The organism is Shewanella putrefaciens (genome assembly GCF_016406325.1).
Classification (GTDB): Bacteria; Pseudomonadota; Gammaproteobacteria; order Enterobacterales; family Shewanellaceae; genus Shewanella; species Shewanella putrefaciens.
The window spans coordinates 3939680-3962100 of record NZ_CP066370.1; the positions used below are offsets into that span (position 1 = coordinate 3939680).

18 protein-coding genes are annotated in these 22421 nt (G+C 46.8%); 6 read left to right on the forward strand and 12 right to left on the reverse strand.

Going from position 1 to position 22421, the window contains the following annotated elements; all coding sequences use genetic code 11:
• Positions 1-13 precede the first annotated feature (13 nt).
• From JEZ96_RS17535 to JEZ96_RS17550, 4 genes are all read left to right on the forward strand, one after another.
• Positions 14-1225, forward strand: a complete 1212-nt coding sequence (locus tag JEZ96_RS17535; RefSeq protein WP_011790978.1) for an NnrS family protein — start codon at positions 14-16, stop codon at positions 1223-1225.
• Positions 1209-2618: an ammonia-forming cytochrome c nitrite reductase subunit c552 gene (locus tag JEZ96_RS17540; protein WP_011920132.1), complete on the forward strand. Its 1410-nt coding sequence runs from the start codon at positions 1209-1211 to the stop codon at positions 2616-2618. The genes JEZ96_RS17535 and JEZ96_RS17540 overlap by 17 nt, the downstream gene beginning before the upstream one ends.
• Before the next feature lie 451 nt (positions 2619-3069).
• On the forward strand, positions 3070-4554 hold the full coding sequence (creD, locus tag JEZ96_RS17545) for a cell envelope integrity protein CreD (RefSeq protein ID WP_025008168.1): 1485 nt from the start codon (positions 3070-3072) through the stop codon (positions 4552-4554).
• Between the two features lie 93 nt (positions 4555-4647).
• Positions 4648-5457, forward strand: coding sequence for a phosphatase PAP2 family protein (locus tag JEZ96_RS17550; RefSeq protein ID WP_061782988.1), 810 nt, complete (start codon positions 4648-4650; stop codon positions 5455-5457).
• Between the two features lie 193 nt (positions 5458-5650).
• Here the strand turns inward: JEZ96_RS17550 and JEZ96_RS17555 are convergent, their stop codons facing one another.
• The 9 genes from JEZ96_RS17555 to ilvC all read right to left on the reverse strand — a co-directional run bounded on the left by JEZ96_RS17555 (position 5651) and on the right by ilvC (position 17265).
• Positions 5651-6526 carry a Tim44 domain-containing protein gene (locus tag JEZ96_RS17555; RefSeq protein WP_025008170.1) on the reverse strand — a complete coding sequence of 292 codons (876 nt, stop codon included), beginning with the start codon at positions 6524-6526 and terminating at the stop codon, positions 5651-5653.
• A 446-nt stretch (positions 6527-6972) separates the two neighbouring features.
• Positions 6973-7491 carry a DUF4303 domain-containing protein gene (locus JEZ96_RS17560; RefSeq protein ID WP_025008171.1) on the reverse strand — a complete coding sequence of 173 codons (519 nt, stop codon included), beginning with the start codon at positions 7489-7491 and terminating at the stop codon, positions 6973-6975.
• Positions 7492-7538: 47 nt separating this feature from the next.
• Positions 7539-8159, reverse strand: coding sequence for a hypothetical protein (locus tag JEZ96_RS17565; RefSeq protein WP_025008172.1), 621 nt, complete (start codon positions 8157-8159; stop codon positions 7539-7541).
• A 185-nt stretch (positions 8160-8344) separates the two neighbouring features.
• A complete protein-coding gene (locus tag JEZ96_RS17570) occupies positions 8345-9478 on the reverse strand; it encodes a pyridoxal-phosphate-dependent aminotransferase family protein (protein WP_128090227.1) in 1134 nt (377 codons plus the stop codon).
• Between the two features lie 240 nt (positions 9479-9718).
• Complete coding sequence (gene ilvA / locus JEZ96_RS17575) at positions 9719-11329, reverse strand: threonine ammonia-lyase, biosynthetic (RefSeq protein ID WP_061782990.1); 1611 nt, start codon at positions 11327-11329, stop codon at positions 9719-9721.
• 1 nt (position 11330) lies between these two features.
• Entirely contained in the window at positions 11331-13190 is a 1860-nt protein-coding gene (gene ilvD, locus JEZ96_RS17580) for a dihydroxy-acid dehydratase (RefSeq protein WP_025008173.1), read from the reverse strand.
• A gap of 57 nt (positions 13191-13247) precedes the next feature.
• On the reverse strand, positions 13248-13505 hold the full coding sequence (gene ilvM, locus JEZ96_RS17585) for an acetolactate synthase 2 small subunit (protein ID WP_014611474.1): 258 nt from the start codon (positions 13503-13505) through the stop codon (positions 13248-13250).
• Positions 13502-15175: an acetolactate synthase 2 catalytic subunit gene (gene ilvG, locus JEZ96_RS17590; RefSeq protein WP_011790989.1), complete on the reverse strand. Its 1674-nt coding sequence runs from the start codon at positions 15173-15175 to the stop codon at positions 13502-13504. Before ilvG ends, ilvM begins: the two co-directional genes overlap by 4 nt.
• 611 nt (positions 15176-15786) lie before the next feature.
• Positions 15787-17265 (reverse strand): ketol-acid reductoisomerase, encoded by a 1479-nt coding sequence (gene ilvC / locus JEZ96_RS17595; RefSeq protein WP_011920142.1) that lies wholly within the window; start codon positions 17263-17265, stop codon positions 15787-15789.
• A 233-nt stretch (positions 17266-17498) separates the two neighbouring features.
• Here ilvC and ilvY point away from each other — a divergent pair, with 233 nt between their 5' ends.
• Positions 17499-18371 (forward strand): HTH-type transcriptional activator IlvY, encoded by an 873-nt coding sequence (gene ilvY / locus JEZ96_RS17600; protein WP_198779825.1) that lies wholly within the window; start codon positions 17499-17501, stop codon positions 18369-18371.
• Here the strand turns inward: ilvY and JEZ96_RS17605 are convergent.
• Together JEZ96_RS17605 and JEZ96_RS17610 are read right to left on the reverse strand one after the other, a co-directional pair.
• Positions 18368-19684, reverse strand: a complete 1317-nt coding sequence (locus JEZ96_RS17605) for a hemolysin family protein (RefSeq protein WP_011790992.1) — start codon at positions 19682-19684, stop codon at positions 18368-18370. The two genes, ilvY and JEZ96_RS17605, sit on opposite strands and share 4 nt — an antisense overlap.
• 537 nt (positions 19685-20221) lie before the next feature.
• The gene (locus tag JEZ96_RS17610; RefSeq protein WP_025008175.1) at positions 20222-20632 is read right to left on the reverse strand and encodes a YkgJ family cysteine cluster protein; all 411 of its coding nucleotides are present in this window, start codon (positions 20630-20632) and stop codon (positions 20222-20224) included.
• A 200-nt stretch (positions 20633-20832) separates the two neighbouring features.
• Here JEZ96_RS17610 and JEZ96_RS17615 point away from each other — a divergent pair, with 200 nt between their 5' ends.
• Positions 20833-21471 carry an ERCC4 domain-containing protein gene (locus JEZ96_RS17615; RefSeq protein ID WP_025008176.1) on the forward strand — a complete coding sequence of 213 codons (639 nt, stop codon included), beginning with the start codon at positions 20833-20835 and terminating at the stop codon, positions 21469-21471.
• 28 nt (positions 21472-21499) lie between these two features.
• On the opposite strand, the gene yjjG is transcribed toward JEZ96_RS17615, so the two are convergent.
• A complete protein-coding gene (gene yjjG / locus JEZ96_RS17620) occupies positions 21500-22183 on the reverse strand; it encodes a pyrimidine 5'-nucleotidase (protein ID WP_011920146.1) in 684 nt (227 codons plus the stop codon).
• Positions 22184-22421 lie beyond the last annotated feature (238 nt).

The following is a 22421-nucleotide window of genomic DNA, read 5'->3' on the forward strand; positions in this document are numbered from 1 at the left end:
TAGGTTAATGACTATGCTAAATATTGATGATCCTAAACAAACCGAACGTACTCATGCACTGTGGCGCTTAGGCTTTAGACCTTTTTTTCTTGGAGGCGCTATCATTGCTGCGCTATACATTCCACTATGGCTGTTGACTTGGTTTACTCCCCAATATAGCTTTTTTGCCCCCTCCTTTTGGGCCAATATATTGCCACTATGGTGGCATCCACATGAAATGTTGTTCGGTTTTGCTATGGCAATTGTGTGTGGTTTTTTACTGACCGCCGTCCAAAACTGGACCAATCAACCCACATTAAAGGGATGGCCACTGGCGCTAACCTTTAGCTGCTGGTTACTGGCGCGATTGTTACTCTTACTCCCAATGCAAATTCCGTTAATCTTGCCAGCCTTGTTTGATTCTTTGTTCCTTGGCATGGCAAGTTTCACCCTCTGGCGCTGTATCTATAAGGTGAAGCAATGGCGTAATATTGGCTTTCCGATCATGTTATTTGCAGCACTCGTGATTAATAATGTCAGCTACTATGCGCTGTTTGAACGAGACTTTATTCTTGCTAATCAGATCTGGCAGGCGATGTTGTGGTGGTTAGCCTTACTCATTACCATAGTGGCCGGACGCGTTATTCCCTTCTTTACCGCGATGCGCATCAAAGCAACTAAAGCAAACCCCTTGCCTTGGATTGAATATCCCCTGCTCCTCGCGATGATCTTGCTGGTTATTCAGGCACTAACTCATCTAATACCACAAGAAATTGAACGAAGCTTGCTACTCATCGCTGGACTACTGCAGCTTGTTCGGTTTGCACGCTGGCTGCCCCATAAAACACTGAAAGAACCCATGCTGTGGTCCTTACATATTGCTTACCTCATGCTACCAATCAGCCTGTTGGCCATGAGTTGGTATCTTGATAATGAATATGCCTATCGCAGTTTGCTTCACCTATTTGCCATTGGTTGTATGGCGACCTTGTGTCTTTCAATGATTTCTAGAGTGTCACTCGGACACACGAGCCGAAATATTTATGAAGGCCCGAAAATGATTTTGGCATTTATCTGCCTACCGTTAGCGGCACTGCTTAGGGCGCTAATGCCAATTTGGTTTCCGGCTCACACCCAAGTCTGGTTATGGTTGGCCGCCAGTTGCTGGTTTATCGCATTTGCACTATTTGTATGGCATTACCTGCCTATTCTCACCCGCCCCCGTATTGATGGGCGCCCAGGTTAATATTGATGTTCTGACAAAAGGATACAAAGTGAAAATTTATTTAAAAACAGTCATATTACTCAAGCTGATTGGCTTTCTCGTTATTGCTACATGCACATCTGTAGCGGCTTCTGATACCAGCAATCAACAAAAATATCCTAATCAATATCAATCTTGGCAAGCCACATCTGAACAAGTTGAGCGCGAGGATATGCTCGCAAATTATCCTGCCAGTATCATACTCTGGGCAGGATCTTCCTATGCAAAAGAGTACCATAGCCCACGGGGACACCATTTCGCCGTTGCCGATGTGACACAGACTTTACGTACAGGAGTGCCCCCTAAAGCGGGAGAGAAGGGCTTATCCGCCAGTTGCTGGACCTGTAAAACACCTGATGCACCCAGATTGATAGAACAATTGGGATTTGAAGGGTACTCTGCCAAAAACTTTACCGATTTGGGCAAAGAGATCCAAAGTGTCGTCTATTGCAGCGATTGCCATGAGTCTGGTACACAGAAATTAGCCTTACCTCGCCCACATGCTCAAGATGCAATGGCCAAAGTTCACTTGCCATTCGATAAACAAGATAAAAATATGCAAGGCGCACAGGTGTGCGGTCAGTGTCATGTGACTTATTATTTCCGTCCAGAAAAAAGTAATGTCGTTAATATTCCTTGGATTTTTGGTAGTACCGCCGATGATATTGAAAAATATTACGACACTCGCCGCTTTTTTGAATGGATCCACCCCATTTCAAAAACGCCCATACTCAAAGCACGTCATCCTGAGTTTGAGCACTGGAGTCGTAGTAAACACGCCGAAGTCGGTGTCACTTGCATTACTTGCCATATGCCAACCCAGCAGGATGCAAAAGGTGTTGAATTTACGAGCCATAAAGTTGATAAAGCCTTACCGCATTTTGATAGTAGCTGCAGCGGCTGCCATAGCAGTAAAACCAAAATCGAAACTAAACTCGCGGCGAATAAGTTAACCATTGAAACCAAAGCCCGCGAAGTGGAATCTTTACTCGTCAAGGCTCACTACGAAGCCAAAGCAGCATGGGATGCAGGCGCTAAATGGGAACAAATGAATGAACCCATAATGGCGATACGGCACAGTCAATGGCGCTGGGATTTTGCCATGTCTTCACATGGCCTCTATGCCCATAATCCAGAGGAAGGTAAGCAGCTATTGGATAAAGCGATTGAACAAGCCAACGATGCACGTAATCAACTCGCGAGTGTTTTAAAACACTTCAAAGTGACACAAGTCAGCTATCCAGATATCAGCACCAAAGAGAAAGCTCAACAAGCAATTGGATTGGTTGAAGCTGATTTAATTAAAGAAAAACAAAAATTTATTGAAGATGAAGTCAATAAAAACTGGCATCCTGTTGCCAAATACGGTTATTAAACTGTAATAAAGTCAATTAGTCATTCTTTCGCATCATGGAAGACACTTAAAGCGAAATGGATATTGGCAAGTCGGTAAAATGGTAATCCCTCAAGTGTCACTTGAGGGATTACAGATTTTAACTTTGCAGATGAACCGCTAAAATATCCACACCAATCTACTCACTCGGTTATCTATTCAAGAGCCAGTCACCTTTAAGTAAATTTTCAAAATACTGCTACTCACATTAGAAAAGAAGATGACGACGAGGACAACCATCCCAAATGTCGGCAAAGCCTCCTCTTTTTCGGCCTAATCATTTAAACAGTAGAGATAGTGTTAGTGGTCATTGCCATGATTTTGCCACTATTGATCAGCAACTTGCCCGCAACTTCTGGGGGCAAATCTGTTTTAATATCAGCCGCTAGCACAATTCAACCTAACGACCGCATTTCATAGGGAATGAAATTACATGTTCAACATTATTGCAGGCGTATTAACTCTATTCACGCTGGTGTTATTTGGCACAGCCGGATACTTAGTTGTACGAGCACTGCTTAAAAAATTCAATCAGGAGCAAGGAGCAAACATGGAATCGCCACAGGCTCAGTTACCCAATAACAAACCAACATTGCATCCACTGGCTAAAAATACCACGCTACTCAAAGCCTTAACCATTGGCATATTATCAATTATTGCCTTGATCCCATTAGGGATCATTATGGATATGACCTCAGATCGCCAAGCCCTATACCATAGCGTGGTCGATGAAATTGGCCGCTCATGGGGTGAGCAGCAAACTCTCTCTGGTCCTGTGCTGGTGATCCCTTACAGCTATTTTGTGCTGCAAGAAGAAGTCAGTAACGACGGCAAAACTCGCCATGAAGTGAAGCGTACCTATCAAGATGAGTTAGTGATCCTACCGAAAAAGCTCACCCTCGATTTAGACCTAAAACATGATTTCCGTACCCGCGGCATTTACCAATCCCTTGTATATAACGCAGCACTACGAGGTCAGGCCGACTTCAGCCTTAACCGTTATGACATTCCTAACCTTATCGCCTTCGATAATAAAAATGCCCGTTTAGTTTTTGGAGTATCATCTAACCAAGCAATTGATAAAGTGGAGAAAATAGAAATTACAGGCGACTCCACTTTACTCTCTGGCTCACTGATGTCGGGTACAGGCTTAACCACAGGGGGCTTAGAAAAAGGCTTTAATCAAAGGCTTCAAGTCGGTGAAGCAAGTGATTTTAGTGTGAACTTTGCGATGACACTGCGCGGCTCACAATCGATTAGCGCCCTACCATTAGGTGAACAAACCCTGATCAATATCCAAGCGGATTGGCCACACCCGAGTTTTAAAGGCTTGCTCCCTGCAGAGCGCAAGATCAGCGCCAACGGATTTACTGCTAGTTGGAATATCAGCCACTTAACCCGTAACTATCCACAAGAGTTTATTAAGAGCAGTCAATCGACGCTCACGGAAGTCGTGGCCAATGCCATGTTATTTGAACCTGTGACTCATTACGGCAAGATAGAACGCTCAGTAAAATATGGCCTACTGTTTATCGTGCTGACTTTTATCATGTTGTTTATTTTCGAACTCGGTCAAAAAACTAGCCTAAGTACGATTCAATATGTTTTAGTCGGCAGTGCCATGGCCTTGTTCTACTTGTTATTGCTATCGTTATCTGAACATTTAGCCTTCTTACATGCTTATCTCATTGCCGCCTGTATTCCTGTGCTATCGGTATCCGCCTATGTGGGCAGCGCTACTGCGAGCATGAAGCGCGGTTCTATCGTTGGCTTAATGCTAGTGAGTTTGTACGCCGTGCTCTATTCGATACTGCAATTAGAAGATTACGCCCTATTGATGGGTACAGGTTTGCTGTTAGTCGTTCTGCTCATTTTAATGTTCGTGACCAGACATCAAGCTAAAAATACGGCGCAATAACGCATCACAGATCCACCCTTGAAGACTCCCGACAGCGCCACCTTTTGCTGTCGGGATTTTTTTATTGGCAAAGCCATGCTCACCTTGTAGCCTATGGTGTTTTATAAAGAGGCTTTTATTTTGACTCATCGCGCCAATCTTTTCTGCCGTTTAGGCCTTGCTTGGTTATTGCTGGCAACGATTCCTAGCTTATTATTACTGACGCAAAACCAACTGTTTCCGCTGATCGATCTGCATTCTACATTTGCCAGAATGTTATATTGGATTACCACCACGGGCACCGCCCCCTATGGCGTGGCGACGGTCTTGTTTGTACTGGCGATAGCCTATCGTCTTATGCCTAAACCACTTTTTATCAGTCTATTTTTAGCGATTAGTATTAGCCAAGTCATAAGCTTGAGCCTCAGCCATACACTCAAATCTTTTTTTAAAGAACCTCGGCCTAATGTGGTTTTTCTCACTGAGCAAGCACTACCTATAGATGAACAGCTTTCACTTGATGCCTTCTATCAATTGGATAAACAGACGCGATCTAAAACAATCGCTAATGCACTCGATGGCTTAATCGCCACAGACCCCACGATGAAACTCGACTCGCGTATCCATCAACATTGGGAAGATGAAGTCGGTTACTCTTTTCCTTCTGGACACACTATCTTTGCTGCAACACTGGTACTTACCGCCAGTTACTATTTGCTGTGTGCTGGCTTACCCATGTTTGCAATCCTGCTATTAGGTTGGGGATTATTAATGGGATTAAGCCGGATGTTGCTCGGTATGCACTGGCCGCAAGATGTGCTCTTTTCTACCCTGTTAGCGGCAGTGATCAGTTGGGTCAGTGTACTATTGGTTGATAAATTACGGCCTCTATCAAGCTACGTAATTAAAGATGCGCACAAATAGCTAAGCCTAGAGCATGGTGAAGGGTTTTTGGCAAAGAATGATCAAAGAGTTGCCACAGCCAAGAGTTAATGCAATAACAGCTGGATTTTTAATCTATCAACACAATTGAACTGTTGCGATAAGGTAGGACTGATACTCAAGGGATATAAACAGCAGCCTTAAGAGATTAAGGCTGCTTTGAACACTGGGCTGATTACTGTTCGATACCCACGATTAACCAAGGTGAGTTGGCGTGCGCTACGTTACGCTCCAAATGCCATACTTCCTTAATGTCCTCTTCTACACCTTCAACGGTATCGCGGTAGCGGCCGCTAAATTTAACACTCACTTCCGCAAGATTGGCAGTGTGCGTGGCGCGTACCAGTTCAGCATCCAAAAACATCACTTCTGTGTGTTGGTCGCCCACTAATTCGCGGCGTTGGTTGCTGAGTTCATTGAATAGTTCAATGGAAACATACTCTTGGATTTTGCTTAGATCGTTTTCATTCCAAGCCAATTGTAGGGTTTTGTAATGACTGCGAGCGCCTTCCAAAAAGCCGGGTAAATCAAAACCCGCGGGTAAATTAAAGGGCACATCGCTTGCCGCCTGGGCAAAACCATTACTGCCACTGTTGGCATTATTTGTCGCATTGCTGGCAAAACCTGTTTGCTCTGCTTGTTGGCGCTGAAAATTTGGATTTGGCTGGCCAGCCCCCGCATAGGCTGGTCTTGGCTGCGCACCCGCTTTTGAGGCCATCACAGTACGAACGATTTTGAATAGTACGAATGCCAGCAAACCGATAATCAAAATATCCATAAATTGAATATTTTCAAAACCTTCACCCATAAATAGCGCAGCCAATAAGCCACCTGCTAATAAACCGCCTAACATGCCACCCATCATACCTTTTTTGCCCGGCGCTCCCGCAGGCGCAGTCGTGGGTGTATTAGTCGCCGCCGGTTGAGCCGGAGCGGTTTGATGGTTTTTGCCGATAGACTTACTACCGCCGAATTTTTTCGCTTCAACGACAGGGCTAGTAACTAAACTAACCGCAAAAATCATCGCCAGCATAATAAATAACTTTTTCATTTATAGGATCTTGTTCGTGTAATCTGAGGTGCCGCCATAATAGCGGGATGACATTATATGTCAATTAGCAAAAGAGGAGGCTGGCAGTCCTGTGCATATTTAGTGGTTTAGATTAAGCACAGTCATTCCAGTGACACGCCAACTTTGGTTTGAAAATAAATCATCCCTGAGGGTTCGACCGTGACACCAGCAGCACACGGAACTGCGAATGCCGCGATCACATGGATGTGAAAGAGCGGCCATGCCGCCAACGGTCACTTAGATGCCAGTGCTTAATCCCGTTAACTATCGTGTATCCTGATAGCCAGAACTCCCCTAACCGAAGTCCAATACCCTGACATAGGCAACCATCTCAGCAGTCATATCTTTGAATCAAGATTTAGAATAATCGCCATGAAGAAAAGATGATTATGTTTCTATTCTTATAGATAAATCTGTACGATTAATTAGTCAAATCTTAAAATAAATGCCATTGAAAGTGGTGCATCGTTTATTAATTTTGCAGAAGAGTTTTCTATTTCTTCAGACTCATTGTCGTCAGTAACTGAAACAAAACACACTGTCGAATTTAACTCAATAGGCAGTTCTCTTTTTATTCTGACCAGTACATTTGATAATGTCTGAATGAGTTCACTCTTAAACTTTGCAAAGTTTATTTCTCGAGATGAGTCCTCTCGAAGCATCTTACTTATTTTGGAGAAGGCTCCCGCATTATATCCATCGTAAAACCACTCAGATACTGCCCATCTATAGTAATTTTCACACTCTATGCTCTGCTCTTCTTCATCAGCGAGAATACTTTTAAGCTTCTCCTCAGAGCTAGCACTTAATGATACCGACATAGCACTACTGTCAGTGTAAAGAGATACCGCATAGAATGTCTCATCTTTGTTTTCTAACAATAACATCTTGATTGTATCGTATGTAGTTTCAAAGCATTTTTCTTCTAACTCAATCCAGTCCATTAATAACTCCTTGCACTTAGCTTCAATATTTTCATTTTATGAGGCACTCAGTCCCATGCAGAATAATGATAATATTCATTTATCTCCTTAAAACTCACACCCGTTAAACCAAGAGCTTCGTACTCATTTTTAAACTGAATAGAACATACAGAAGCCGCTATCTCGTTACAAAAGAATAAATGTTCACAAATATTATTCTTTATTTTAAATTTATCGATAGACTCATAATATGTCTTCTTTAACCCACGTTCCTCTTGCGTGTTCAATTTTCCAGAATCTAAATCAATCGAGATAGTATAAATGGACTCATCCTTATCTAAGATAGATAAATAACTTAATGGAAAAAATAAAAAATACTTTTTCTGCGGCCTAACTCCTCGATACAGGTTAATATCGACAGGAATACGAATACACTTAACATTTAATTTTTCACACAAGCATAACATTTCATTAGAAACTAAATTTTCATCAACCAAATAATCACCATTCAGTTGATATGCTTTTGCTTTAAGAGAATAAGCAGTTAAAAAATCATCCTCACACGGTGGTGAGTCATAAATCTCATAGTCAGGTAACTCAGGAGTCCAATTTTTATCCATAAAATACGGTATTCCCTTACCATCAGGATCTGATTGCACAATAAAAAATGCCTGTGGATTTATACTCATAATAACTACCCTGTAATAGGTTAAAATTTTAATGTCCCTGAGAAAGCATTAGCACAAACTTAGATTGCCAAAAAGCTGGATCCCCGCTCAAATGCAGTGCGGGGATGACGATGCTTAATCAAACTTCAGTTACCCAAAAGCTGGATCCCCGCTCAAAAGCACTGCGGGGATGATGGTTCAGTCGCTTAGCTCAAGACCTCTTCTAATGCCTTGAGGCATAAGGCGACATTTTCGCGGCGAGCACCGAAGCCCATAAGGCCGATGCGCCATGCTTTACCCGCAAGGGCGCCAAGGCCTGCGCCGATTTCGAGGTTGTAATCCTTCAGCAAACGAGTGCGCACCGCGGCATCATCGACGCCAGCGGGGATATAGACTGCGTTAAGTTGTGGCAGACGCGAATCTTCGGCAACCACAAAGTTTAGCCCTAATTTTTCCAGCCCAGCACGTAGCACTAAGTGCATGTCATGATGGCGTTGCCACGCATTTTCTAAACCTTCGGCCGCTAACATACGCAGGGATTCATGCAGTGCATAAAGCGCATTCACTGGCGCAGTGTGATGGTAACTACGTTTGCCGCCCGCGCTGGTCCAATAGGCCATCACTAAGCTTTGATCGAGGAACCAACTTTGCACTGGGGTCTTGCGATTCTTGAGTTTTTCGACGGCTGCAGGCGAGAAAGACACTGGCGATAAACCCGGTACACAGGAGAGGCATTTTTGACTGCCGGAATAAATGGCATCTATGCCCCATTCATCGACTCTTAACTCGACGCCACCAAGGGAAGTGACCGCATCAACTATGCTCAAGCAACCATAGGTTTTGGCTAATGCGCACAAGGTTTTGGCATCGGACAAGGCGCCAGTAGAAGTTTCGGCGTGCACAAAGGCTAAAAATTTGGCATCGGGATTGGCTTTCAGTGCCGCTTCTACTGCGGCTGGATCGACAGGAGTGCCCCACTCATTGTCCACCAGCACGGCAATCGCGCCCATACGCTCGACGTTTTGGCGCATACGCTCACCAAACACACCGTTACGGCAGACAATCACCTTCTCACCCGGCTCGACTAAATTAACGAAACAGGTTTCCATGCCCGCACTGCCCGGCGCTGATACCGCCATGGTCATTTCGTTTTTAGTTTGGAAGGCGTATTGGATCAGGCTCTTAAGCTCATCCATCATGCCCACAAACAGCGGATCTAAATGACCGACCGTCGGTCTGGACTGCGCCGCAAGCACTTCGGGATAAACATCCGATGGGCCTGGGCCCATTAAAATACGGCGAGGAGGATTAAAAGCGGTAAAACGCGGTGCTGGTAACATCATGTCTCCTTAATGCGTGTAGGTCGAGGTCTAGATATTAATTCGTTATTCATTAGCCATTCTGCTTTAAAAACCCGCGAGTTAACCATCAGCGGATTAAGTCAGCGACTTAACAGTGGCGCGCTAATCGGCGGCTAGAGTATTAAGTCTACAAAACTACCACAAAAAGGAGCGCCTGTGCGCTCCTCCTTTAGCCTTAGTTGTGTTAGTCATAACTATCACGCGCATGGTGCGCTAAGGTTATAACGCCTTGTTACCGTTACCCGCATTTAAAAACAGCTGATAGGCAGGACTTTGGGTTTCCTCTTGATAGACAAAACCCAATTCAGTTAAAAACTGTTGGAACGGCAAGGCATCACTCGCGGGCACTTCAAACCCCGCCAGCACTCGGCCAAAAGCCGCGCCGTGGTTGCGATAATGGAACAAGCTAATGTTCCATTTACTCTGCAATGTGGTTAAAAACTTCAGCAGCGCACCGGGATGTTCGGGGAACTCGAAGCTAAACAAACGCTCTTCTAAAGGCTCTGGTGGATGACCGCCGACCATATAACGCACATGCAATTTCGCGGTTTCATCACCGGATAAATCCTGCACTTCGAAGCCATTGGCCTCTAAGGTAGCAATGATTTGTTCTAGCTCACCTTGGCCTCGGCTTAAGCGAATGCCGGCAAACACCACGGCAAGATCGCGACTGCTGAAACGATAGTTAAACTCTGTCATCACCCGCTTATCGAGCAACTCACAGAATGTTAAGAAACTTCCCGGACGCTCAGGGACTTTCACCGCCAGTACCGCTTCTTTTTGCTCACCGAGTTCGCAGCGTTCCGACACATAACGCAGACTGTGGAAATTCACATTCGCGCCACTGAGAATCGCGGCGACTTTTTCACCATTGCCGCAATCTCCACTGGCATTGGTGCTGACGTATTTTTTAAGCCCAGCCAAGGACAAGGCCCCTGCGGGTTCGGCGATCGCACGGGTGTCTTCGAAGATATCTTTCACCGCGGCGCAGATTTCATCCGAGGTGACAGTCACCACTTCATCGACATAGAGTTTCGCGACTCGAAACGGCTCAGTGCCGATACGTTTAACCGCCACGCCATCGGCAAATAAACCGACTTGCGCCAGTGTCACGGGCTCGCCCGCTTCCATCGCCGCTTTCAAACAGGCCGCGTCTTCTGGCTCGACGCCGACAATTTTCACCTGCGGCATCACCGCCTTGTAATAGGCAGCGATCCCCGCGATGAGCCCGCCACCGCCCACGGGCACAAATACCACTTCGAGATCGCGCTGCTGCTGCAACATCTCTTGGGCGATAGTGCCTTGGCCTGCGATCACGGCTTCATCATCGAAGGGCGCGATATAGACTCGGCCCTCTTCTTTGGCCATCGCCATCGCAAAGCCATTGGCTTGATCGAAGGCTTGGCCGTGCAATACCACGTTGCCACCTAAACGGCGCACCGCATCGACTTTAATATCGGGCGTCGTCTCGGGCATCACAATCACAGCATCCACACCGCGACTCGCCGCCGACATCGCCACACCCTGAGCATGATTGCCTGCCGAAGCACACACCACGCCGCGCTGGCATTCTTCTTTCGTCAGTTGGGCGATACGGTTATAGGCACCGCGTAACTTGAAGGAATGCACTGGCTGCATATCTTCGCGCTTCAAAAATACCTGACAACCTAAACGCGCCGATAACTTGTTCATGCTGGAAAGCGGCGTCACCTTCGCTATGTCATACACGGATGACAACAGGATTTTTTGCAGATAGCTTTGTGCCAACTGAAAATGGGCTAAATCGGTCCTAGCTTGCGATGCTGTAGACATAGAGGCAAGTGGCAACATATTAGTCCTCCAGTTTACTGCGATCGCGCACCGCGCCCTTGTCGGCACTGGTGGCGAGCATGGCGTAGGCCTTAAGCGCGAGTGATACATAACGCTGGCGACCAATAGGTTTCCACGCCATTGGGCCAAGACTGTGCATTTTTTCGCGGCGAGCATTGAGTTCAACATCGCTTATCGCCAGCTTGATACTGCGCTTGGGAATATCAATCTCGATGCGATCGCCATTTTCAATCAAGGCGATCGTGCCGCCCGCTGCCGCTTCGGGTGAAACGTGGCCGATAGATAAACCTGAAGTGCCACCGGAGAAACGACCGTCGGTGATCAGCGCACAGGCTTTGCCTAAGCCACGTGATTTTAAGTAACTGGTTGGGTACAACATTTCTTGCATACCCGGGCCGCCTTTCGGGCCTTCGTAACGGATAACTACCACATCACCCGCCACCACTTCGCCGCCTAAAATGCCCGCCACTGCGTCATCTTGGCTTTCATAGACGCGCGCCGAACCAACGAAGGTCAGGTTCGATTCATCCACACCCGCCGTTTTAACGATACAGCCGTTCTCGGCCACATTACCCGACAATACGGCAAGACCGCCCTCTTGGCTGAAGGCAAACTCGCGGCTACGGATACAACCTTCTTGTCTGTCATTATCCAATGACGGCCAGCGACAATCTTGGCTAAAGGCTTTAGTGGTCGGAATCCCCGCAGGTCCCGCCATAAAGAAGTGTTTTACTTTTTCATCTTGCGTCTGCATCACATCGTATTTCGCCAATACAGACTTCAAATTGCCACCTTCATCGGCCGCCACATGGAACACATCGGTATGCAGCAATCCGGCTCTGTCTAGCTCGCCTAAAATCCCCATCACGCCGCCCGCACGGTGCACGTCTTCCATATGGTACTTAGGCGTCGATGGCGCAACCTTACAAAGGTGCGGCACCAAGCGCGACATACGGTCAATATCCGCCATGGTAAAATCAACATCGGCTTCCTGCGCGGCGGCCAATAAATGCAATACGGTATTAGATGAACCGCCCATGGCGATATCTAATGTCATGGCATTTTCAAAGGCTTTGAAGTTGGCGATATTGCGTGGCAATGCCGATTCATCATCTTGATGATAATAACGTTTTGCCAGCGCCATCACGCGGCGACCCGCTTCTAAAAACAGCTCGCGGCGATCCGCGTGGGTTGCCAGCATAGAGCCGTTACCCGGCAGCGATAACCCTAGTGCTTCGGTTAAACAGTTCATTGAGTTGGCGGTAAACATGCCAGAGCAAGAGCCACAGGTTGGGCATGCGCTACGCTCAATTTTGGCACTGTCTTCATCGCTCACGTTCGAGTCGGCGCCCGCCACCATAGCATCGACTAAGTCGAGTTTGATGAGCTTATCCGACAACTTAGTTTTGCCCGCTTCCATCGGCCCGCCAGACACAAACACCACGGGAATATTGAGGCGCAGCGCCGCCATCAACATGCCAGGGGTGATCTTGTCGCAGTTAGAAATACAGACTAAAGCATCGGCGCAGTGGGCATTAACCATGTATTCCACACTGTCGGCGATAAGCTCACGCGATGGCAGACTGTACAGCATGCCACCGTGTCCCATGGCGATACCGTCATCGACGGCGATCGTATTGAATTCCTTTGCGATACCGCCCGCTTCCTCGATGGCGCTCGCGACGAGTGAGCCCATGTCTTTTAAGTGCACGTGGCCCGGTACAAACTGAGTAAAGGAGTTAGCAATAGCGATAATTGGCTTACCAAAATCATTGTCTTTCACCCCTGTGGCGCGCCATAGCGCACGTGCACCCGCCATATTGCGGCCTTCGGTACTGGTAGCTGATCGTAACTTTGGCATTGACTGTATCCTTTATCTCAAATCGAAAATCGTATTCTTAATTCACATGGCGAATGCTTAAGCATTTGCCGTTTGTTGCAAGCTCATAGGTAACAATACTTTACACTGGGTCACATCAATCAGTTTATTCAACTGATTACTTAACAGCTCGATCGCACGTTCGCTATCGACCTCCATATCCAGCGACAGGCTCGCATCGTCGTTCATGCGCATCTGCATTTGGGTAATCCTAAAGCCACGATGGCGAGTCACGCGCAAAACACGCTCAAGCACTTCGGGGCGTTGTTGAACCGTTAATTCCAGAGAGTGGATCATGTTTGTTTCTCCATTTCGTCCATCATATCGCTGTTTGATGCGCCGGGGGGCACCAGTGGCCAAACGTTAAAAGCATCGTCGATTGCAACGTGTAACAAGTACGGGCCCTTAGCCGCTAACATCTCGGTTAAGGCTTCTTCCACTTCGTCGGAAGAAAAAATCGTGCGGCCAGGGATATCAAAAGCGGAGGCCAATAAGACAAAATCAGGGTTATCGGATAAATCCGTTTCACTGTAGCGCTCTTCAAAAAATAGCTGTTGCCACTGCTTCACCATGCCAAGCTTTTGGTTATCAACCAGCACGATTTTCACTGGTAGCTTGCGGCGTTTGATGGTGGTCAGTTCCTGCACATTCATCATAAAAGAACCATCGCCAGACACAGTGACCACAGTCGCATCGGGACGGGCCACTTGCGCACCAATCGCGGCGGGCAAGCCAAAGCCCATAGTGCCTAAGCCCGCGCTGGACAGGTGATCCTCAGGGCGGCGGAACCACATATGCTGGGCCACCCACATTTGGTGCTGGCCCACATCGCAACAAACAACATTGTCCTCGGGTAACTTATTGGCTAAACGGCGCAGCAGCGCAGGCGCATAAATCAAACTGCCGGGGTGTTGATAATCCCATTGGTGTTTACGGGATAAATGCTCCACCTCGGCCTGCCAAGGCGTGATGTTCATCGACATGGCTAAGGCGGGGAGGATTTGGCGTAAGTCACCGGCTATCGCCACCTCTGGCATACGTAACTTGCCCAGCTCAGCGGCGTCTATGTCTAAATGGATCACTTTGGCCTTGTCGGCAAAGCTCGCTAAACGGCCGGTGACTCTGTCATCGAAACGGGCACCCACCACGATCAGCAGATCACAATCCTGTACCGCTAAGTTAGCCGCTTTGCCACCATGCATGCCTAACATGCCTAAGTAACCGGGCGTGCCGTGGGCGATACTGCCAAGCCCTTTCAAGGTTGCGACCGAAGGTATACCCGTTACTTTGATAAACTCACGCAGTTGATCGACCGCGCCCGCCATGCCCACACCGCCGCCGACATACAACATAGGTTGTTTCGCTTCTGCCAACAGCGCACGGGCGGCCTCGATATCACTCATCTCGGCTTGTGGTTCGTTCATGACGGCCAGCAAAGGTGTACGGTATTCGAGGTGAGCAAGTTGGATATCCTTCGGGATATCGACCAACACAGGGCCAGGGCGGCCGGATGCGGCGATCTCAAAAGCTTGATACAAGGTTGGGATCAGGTCGTTGACGTCTGTCACCATAAAGCTGTGCTTAGTGCAGCTCAGTGACATGCCCAGTACATCGATTTCTTGAAACGCATCAGTGCCGATAACGGCGGTAGAGACTTGGCCTGTGATAGCCACGATAGGCACTGAATCTAACAACGCATCGGCAAGTGAGGTGATAAGGTTAGTCGCGCCAGGGCCTGATGTCGCAAAGCACACGCCGGTTTTACCGCTGGCTCTTGCGTATCCTACGGCAGCAAAGGCCGCGCCTTGTTCGTGACGGCTTAAGAGATGTTCAACAGGGCTTCCATAGAGGGCATCGTATATTGGCATAATGGCACCACCGGGATAACCAAACACTGTGGTCACTCCATGTGCTGCTAACACTTTGATTACCGCGTCTGCGCCTCTGATCATCTGCCCTGGTTCCATATTCTCTCTCGCTACGTTAGTCCTGAATTGCCGAAAATCGACTCGATTTTTACGCTTTCGAAACTGTTACTCTTTCGAAACTTAGAACCTTGCTCTAGGCCCTGAAACAAAGAACCCCCCGGTCCTTTCGGAGCGGGGGGTTCTTTCGAAACTTTTAACCTTTTAGGTCTATCAGTTCGCCATGCGCCGCCCCCGCTGTGATTTAATAATCACGACGGTAATAATCACGAGAATGAGCTTGGCAGCTTGGTTAAACATCAATATGGATCCCTAATCGGTGCTTCTAAAATTGTTCTCTTAATAACGAGAATGACTTGAAAGTTAGTATCGCTTTGGGCTTTGCCCTAGCGCGAGCTATTAGCTTTACCATAAAGCGACGGCCAAACACAATAAAAAATATCTTTTGTCAAAAAAAATTCAGCTTCCCTGCCGAGACAATGCAAAACAACAACGTAAAACGTTAATAAACGAGTGTTAGCTAGCGGCACCGCTTACTAACCCATGTCGTTTTTGCCCGCTCGACAACCCACGAAGCAGGTAAAGATTTTGTATTAAGCTAAGACTCGCATCCGTCGAGTCTCAGCCCGTTATTTAAAGAGGTAACTTAATCGTTACGCCCCAACAATACTTTTCATATCCGTCATATAACCGCGAAGCTCGGCGCCAACATATTCCACAGCGGTGTGACGAATCGCATCGTTAATCGCGATTAATTGCAGGTTATCAACGCTGTTAGAACTGTCTTTCAGGCCCGCACCTAAATACTCTGGCGACATGGCATTCACATAGTCGCGCAGCATAGGTACTGCGGCGTGATTGAACAGGTAGCAACCGTATTCGGCGGTGTCTGAAATTACCACGTTCATTTCGTACAAACGCTTACGAGCAATAGTGTTGGCGATCAGTGGGGTTTCGTGCAGTGACTCATAATAGGCCGACTCTTCCACGATACCCGCAGACACCATGGTATCGAACGCCAGTTCCACACCCGCTTTGATCATAGCAACAAGGAAAATACCTTTGTCGAAATAGGTTTGTTCGTCGATATGCTCGCTCGATACGGGCGCATTTTCGAAACCGGTTTCGCCAGTTTCTGCTCTCCAACGCAGCAAGTTCGCATCATCGTTCGCCCAATCTTCCATCATAGTGCGAGAGAATTCACCGCTGATGATGTCATCCATGTGTTTTTCAAATAATGGCTGGAGGATTTCTTTTAAATCTTCTGCAATTTCAAAGGCTTTAATCTTGGCTGGATTAGACAAACGGTCCATCATGTTAGTGATGCCGCCATGTTTCAGCGCTTCAGTGACCGTTTCCCAACCTTGCTGGATAAGCTTGGCCGCGTAACCAGGCTCAACGCCATCGGCAACCATTTTCTCATAACCTAGGATGGCACCCGTCTGCAACATACCGCACAGAATGGTTTGCTCGCCCATCAAATCCGACTTCACTTCGGCGATGAAAGACGACAGTAAAACACCCGCTCTGTCACCACCGGTTGCGCTAGCATAGGCTTTAGCAATCTCTAAGCCGTCACCCTTTGGATCGTTTTCAGGATGTACTGCAATCAGAGTAGGGACACCAAAACCACGTTTGTATTCTTCACGTACTTCAGTACCCGGGCACTTAGGCGCAACCATAATAACCGTAATATCAGGACGGACTTGCATGCCCTCTTCAACGATGTTGAAGCCGTGGGAATAAGACAAGGTTGCACCTTGCTTCATCAGTGGCATAACCGCGTTAACCACGTTGGAATGCTGTTTGTCTGGCGTCAAGTTAAGCACTAGATCCGCCGTGGGAATTAATTCTTCAAAGGTACCAACACGGAAACCGTTATCGGTCGCCTTCTGCCACGAAGCTCGTTTTTGTTCAATCGCTTCAGGGCGCAGGGCATAGGAAATATTCAGCCCTGAGTCACGCATATTCAAACCTTGGTTAAGACCCTGGGCGCCACAACCTAAAATAACAATATTCCAATCTTTAATGTAATTGCAGCCGTCGGTAAATTCAGAGCGATCCATAAAACGACATTGGCCAAGCTGTGCTAATTGTTGACGTAAATTCAGAGAGTTAAAATAGTTAGCCATCTGAGATACCACCTTTAAGTCAGGAATGGGGGACTCAACCAAACTAAACGCTATGTTAAGGAATGGTTGTGATTGAAATCACTATACCCCATGCTTATCGTTGCTTAAAATGATATATTCGAAACTTCATATTGCATTATTCGCAACGTCAACCGCAATAACGCTCAGTAACATTGGCAGCTACATCGGCGACAATATGCAGCACTCAAGTTCAGGCTAAACAGGATAAGCACATGGATATTCGTACCCTCAAATTGTACCTGCACTTATGTGACAGTTTGCACTTCGCCAAGACGGCGGAGCAGATGCATGTGAGTCCATCGACCTTAAGCCGAACACTGCAAAGATTAGAAGAAGAAGTGAACGCTAAGCTATTAGAGCGGGATAATCGCAGCGTGACCTTAACCCATGCAGGGCGCGAATTTAAGCTGTTCGCCGAGCAGACCTTGCACCATTGGAGCACGCTCAGGCACAGTATCGACCTTAAGCAAGATGTGCTGCGCGGTCGGTTGAATCTGTATTGCTCGGTCACTGCCGCCTACAGCCATTTACCGCATTTATTGGATTTATTCCGCCAAGAGCATCCCTTTGTGGAAATCGCCTTGACAACGGGAGATGCGGCCAATGCGCTGGCAGAAGTGCAACAGAATCGAGCCGATATTGCCATCGCCGCCCTGCCCGATCCCTTCCCCAGCAGCTTACACTTTGCCAAAATCGACGATGTGCCACTGTCGATTATCGCACCGACGATCCGCTGTACAGTACAGCAACAAGTTAGCCAAACGCCCATCGATTGGTCGAGCGTGCCCTTTATCATCCCAGATCACGGCCCAGGACGGCGCCGCGCCGATAACTGGTTCAAACAAATGGGCATCAGCCCTAATATTTACGCCCAAGTGTCGGGTCAAGAAGCGATCGCCTCTATGGTAGCGTTAGGCTGCGGCGTGAGCATCAGCCCAGAAGTGGTGATCAATAACAGCCCAGTGCGGGATCGCATCCAGTTACTCACCTCACCCGTTACAATACCGCCATTTGAACTCGGTTGCTGCTGCAAGGTAAAACGGCTGGATGACCCGATACTGAGCGCTTTCTTAGAAGTGATTTAGGTATCGGGTGATATCTGTTTATCGCTAGAATCAATTCGCGTCACCAACAATTGATCAACCTTGTAGGCATCGATATCCACAACCTCAAACTTGTAACCCGCATAATTCACAAAGTCAGTACGCTTAGGGATTTTACGTAGCATATACATCATAAAACCGGCGATGGTTTCGTAGTTCTGATTATGCGGGAACTCCTCAATATCAAAGGCGCGCATCACATCTGTGATAGGCGTGACCCCATCGACTAGCCAAGAGTTACCATCGCGGGCGATAATCTGCTCCTCGCTTTCGTGCAAAGACCAAGCCCCCATTACCGCGCGTTGTAAATCGTTGGTAGTCACAATCCCCACCACTAAGGCATATTCGTTCATCACCACGGCAAAATCGGCGCGACTATTTTTAAAATATTCCATCGCCTCAGACAGGCTCAATGTATCGGGAATAATTAGGGAGGTATGCACTAAGCTACTGTCTTTTAATGTAATATCTTCACCATTAATGACACGTATCAGTAGCTCTTTAGCATCCACAAAGCCTTTCACCATATCCAACTGCCCATCACAGACGAGGAACTTAGTATGAGGATCTTCGGAGATCTTACGTTTAATATCCTCTTCGCTATCTTGCAGTAAAAAGTACACTAAACTTTCGCGGGCAGTCATAGCTGAAGTAACGGAAACGGTTTGCATTTCAAACACATTCTCCATCATCTGTTGATCACCACGATCCAATACGCCAGCTTCGGCACCCGCATTCATAACTGCGTAAATATCATCGGATGTGATTTCATCATTGCGTACAGTCGGAATTTGCAACAACTTAAAAATCGCCGTTGCCAGACCATTAAAAAACCACACCAGCGGACGAAGAAGCGCAATACAGAAGCTCATTGGCCCCACAACTGCCAAAGCAACAGGCTCAGGCATCGCCATCGCAATACGCTTAGGCATAAGATCTGCCACTAAAATAAATGCACTGGTCACTAAAACGAAGGAAAGCACAAAGCTCACTTGGCTGAGCCAAGTTCCTGTTAACCAAGGGCTGAGTAATTCATAGAAATAAGGACGAAATGCCGACTCGCCCACGATCCCCCCCATGATGGCAACACCATTTAGGCCTATCTGCACTACGGTAAAAAAGCTTCCTGGATGAGCTTGCAATTGCAGTACTTTTTCAGCACGCCCATCACCTTCATCGGCTAACTGGCGTAAACGGATTTTTCGCGATGCGGCGAGTGCAATCTCTGACATAGAGAAAAAGCAACTTGCTCCAATTAAGCACAATATAATCATCACGTTATCAAAGATACTCATGTAACACCTTTCTTTTAACACTGGACTCACTAGGACTGACCCGCACCTTTATTGCTCGCGTGTCAGTTAAATTATTGGCACTGCTATACCATACAAATGTAACCACTCACTGGACTAACTCGTTGTAAACACATGGCAAGACTCATTTAAATGGGTATCTAAATTGCGCTAGATACAAGCCAAGATTATATCGACTTATCGTCCAACGGGGCGTGACTCTGCTCTCGCAGAGAGCCAATTATATGCAAGCTTCGACTTAGCTATATTGTTTGAAAGAAGCCCAGAATGGCACCACAGATACAGCGATGAGTGCTACGTTAAATTACAACGGGTAACAGATTATATCCTATTTGCTGCTTATTATGATCTCATCCCAAGCTATTTTTATTAGTCAGCACAAACAGATAGTGCATTTCATGCTTTTTATATCAATATGTTGTCAGCGTTTTTGAAAATAAAAATCTATGGATAGCGAGGCCAATCCCAAACAAGATTGCCGCCATAAAAGACTACAACTGAAAGCAAGTAGACGAAGGACTAGCGAGGGCGATAGGGGCAAAAATTAGGCTTAGGACCAATTTGAGGATGATTGCGGCAAGTCTCTGGCCGCTGATGATAAATAGTGCAACGACGCGTGTGACTATCTAAATATAGGCAATCATCATTCGCCATACGCGCCAAAGTAAAAATTGCAGTCTTATGGTTAAAATGATCGATTAAACGGGCTTTTTGCAGACGCTTAGCAATGCTTTTGAGATCGCCTTCGGCCTCAAATTCATCCACTAGCGCCATCCGCACTAAATCGCTCACCCTAACTTCTACTGGCAGAGTACAACAAGTGGCATGGCAAGTATCGCACAGACCTTTACGATATTTTTGCCACGTGGACAAATCATCGATATTAAAAATCGAAACGGCGCTTACTATGCTTTTGCCACGTTTTGACACCTTGATACCTAAAGGTTGGAAATAAAGGGCGGGCATTATAGCAGGCAAAAACGCCATATACATCTCACTTCATTTTAAGCTGATGATTAACAAATTAAGCTGATGATTAACAAAGCTGAAGGCAACTTTGGTACTTGTGACTCGGCCTGACTACACTCATAAGCAATCCTGAATGTGTCACTCGGCAGAGCTCACTAACATTGGCTGCAGATATAATCCCCCTTTTTTATGACGATAGAGAACATGCAGAAACAATCCTCTATGAATTGTCACTGCACGAAGATCTTTCGCTCATCAAAAAACGCCTAAAATTGGGTGATTATCAACTCAATGATTGGCTGATTGAACGTAAAACCTTGCCCGATCTAGTGCAATCCTTATGCGATGGCCGACTATTTTCTCAAATTGCCAGACTAGCCGCGAGCCCAAGCCACACAGCCCTACTCCTCGAAGGCTGCACTCAAGATATCGCAGGTTACCAGATCCGCAGAGAGGCACTTATCGGCGCGCTGTGCTCCATTTCAATCAATTTCCATATCCCAATACTCCACAGTTTATCGCAAACGGAAACGGCCAAAATACTGTATTTTTGCGCCACTCAGTTAAACCGTAGAGAAAATGAATTAACCCTCACGGGACGTAAGCCCAAACGCAAGAAGAATCAGCAATTGTTTATCTTGCAAAGCCTACCAGAAGTAGGCCCCAAGCTCGCTAGCCGACTGCTGTACCACTTCAAAAATATCGAGGCCGTTTTTACCGCTCCGGAAGAGGCATTAATCCGAGTCGAAGGCATAGGTAAGGAAAAAGCCCGAAAGATCCGTGAAGCGCTAACGGGTTGATTAAGCAGCTATTTGAAAATTATGCCGTTTACACCCCGAGCAACAGACTATGCAGTTCTTGATGGGAGCGCACTTGATAGTGCGGAGTAATCCCTGCGGGCACATCGTGGCCATGGACGTTATACCAACAAGTATGAATCCCTGCATTGATACCGCCTTGAATATCGGAATGCGGGTTATCGCCGACCATAAGCACAGTTTCACGCTCAGGATGCCCCATCAATTCAAAGGCATGTTCGAAGATACCCACATCGGGTTTTGCCATGCCGACTTTTTCTGAAATCACTAAAATATCAAAATGATGCTGTAAGCCTGTGCGCTCTAATCGCACGGTTTGTAGCTCAGTAAAACCGTTGGTGATGATGCCTAATTTAGCCTTACCTTGCAGCGCGGCTAACAACTCGCGCGCACCAGGTAGCGGAGCACAAATTTCAGCCATAGCAGATAAAAAGGCACTATTGAGCGCTTGCGGCGCTACCGCAAGTTTGGCAGCCCAAGGCTCGAAACGTGTGGTTTGCAATTCGGCAGCAGTGATTTTACCGTCTTGATAGTCAACCCATAGCGGTTTATTAACTAACTGATACTCATCAAAATCCGCTTGAGTAAAATCGACCCCAAACTCACCAAACATCAACTTAAGCCCTTTTAAGGCATCGAAATAAAATAGGGTTTCGTCGGCATCGAACAGAATCCATTGGTATGGCAATGACATAGGAACTCTCTTTCTAACAAAATAGCTAAGCTAAGATCCATTCCTATGCCGTTCAGAGGCATCAGAGAATGGTACATCGGCAATTGCGGCACTGCTGCGGCGAGTTGCCGAACAGTAATCAAGATAAGTGATAAACAATGAGTGATGAATCCAAAAATAACGAGGCTTCACAGTCAACACCCGCAATCAGCAAGTGCATTAGTCTACCTTGCATCAAGGGCAATGATAACCACGATAA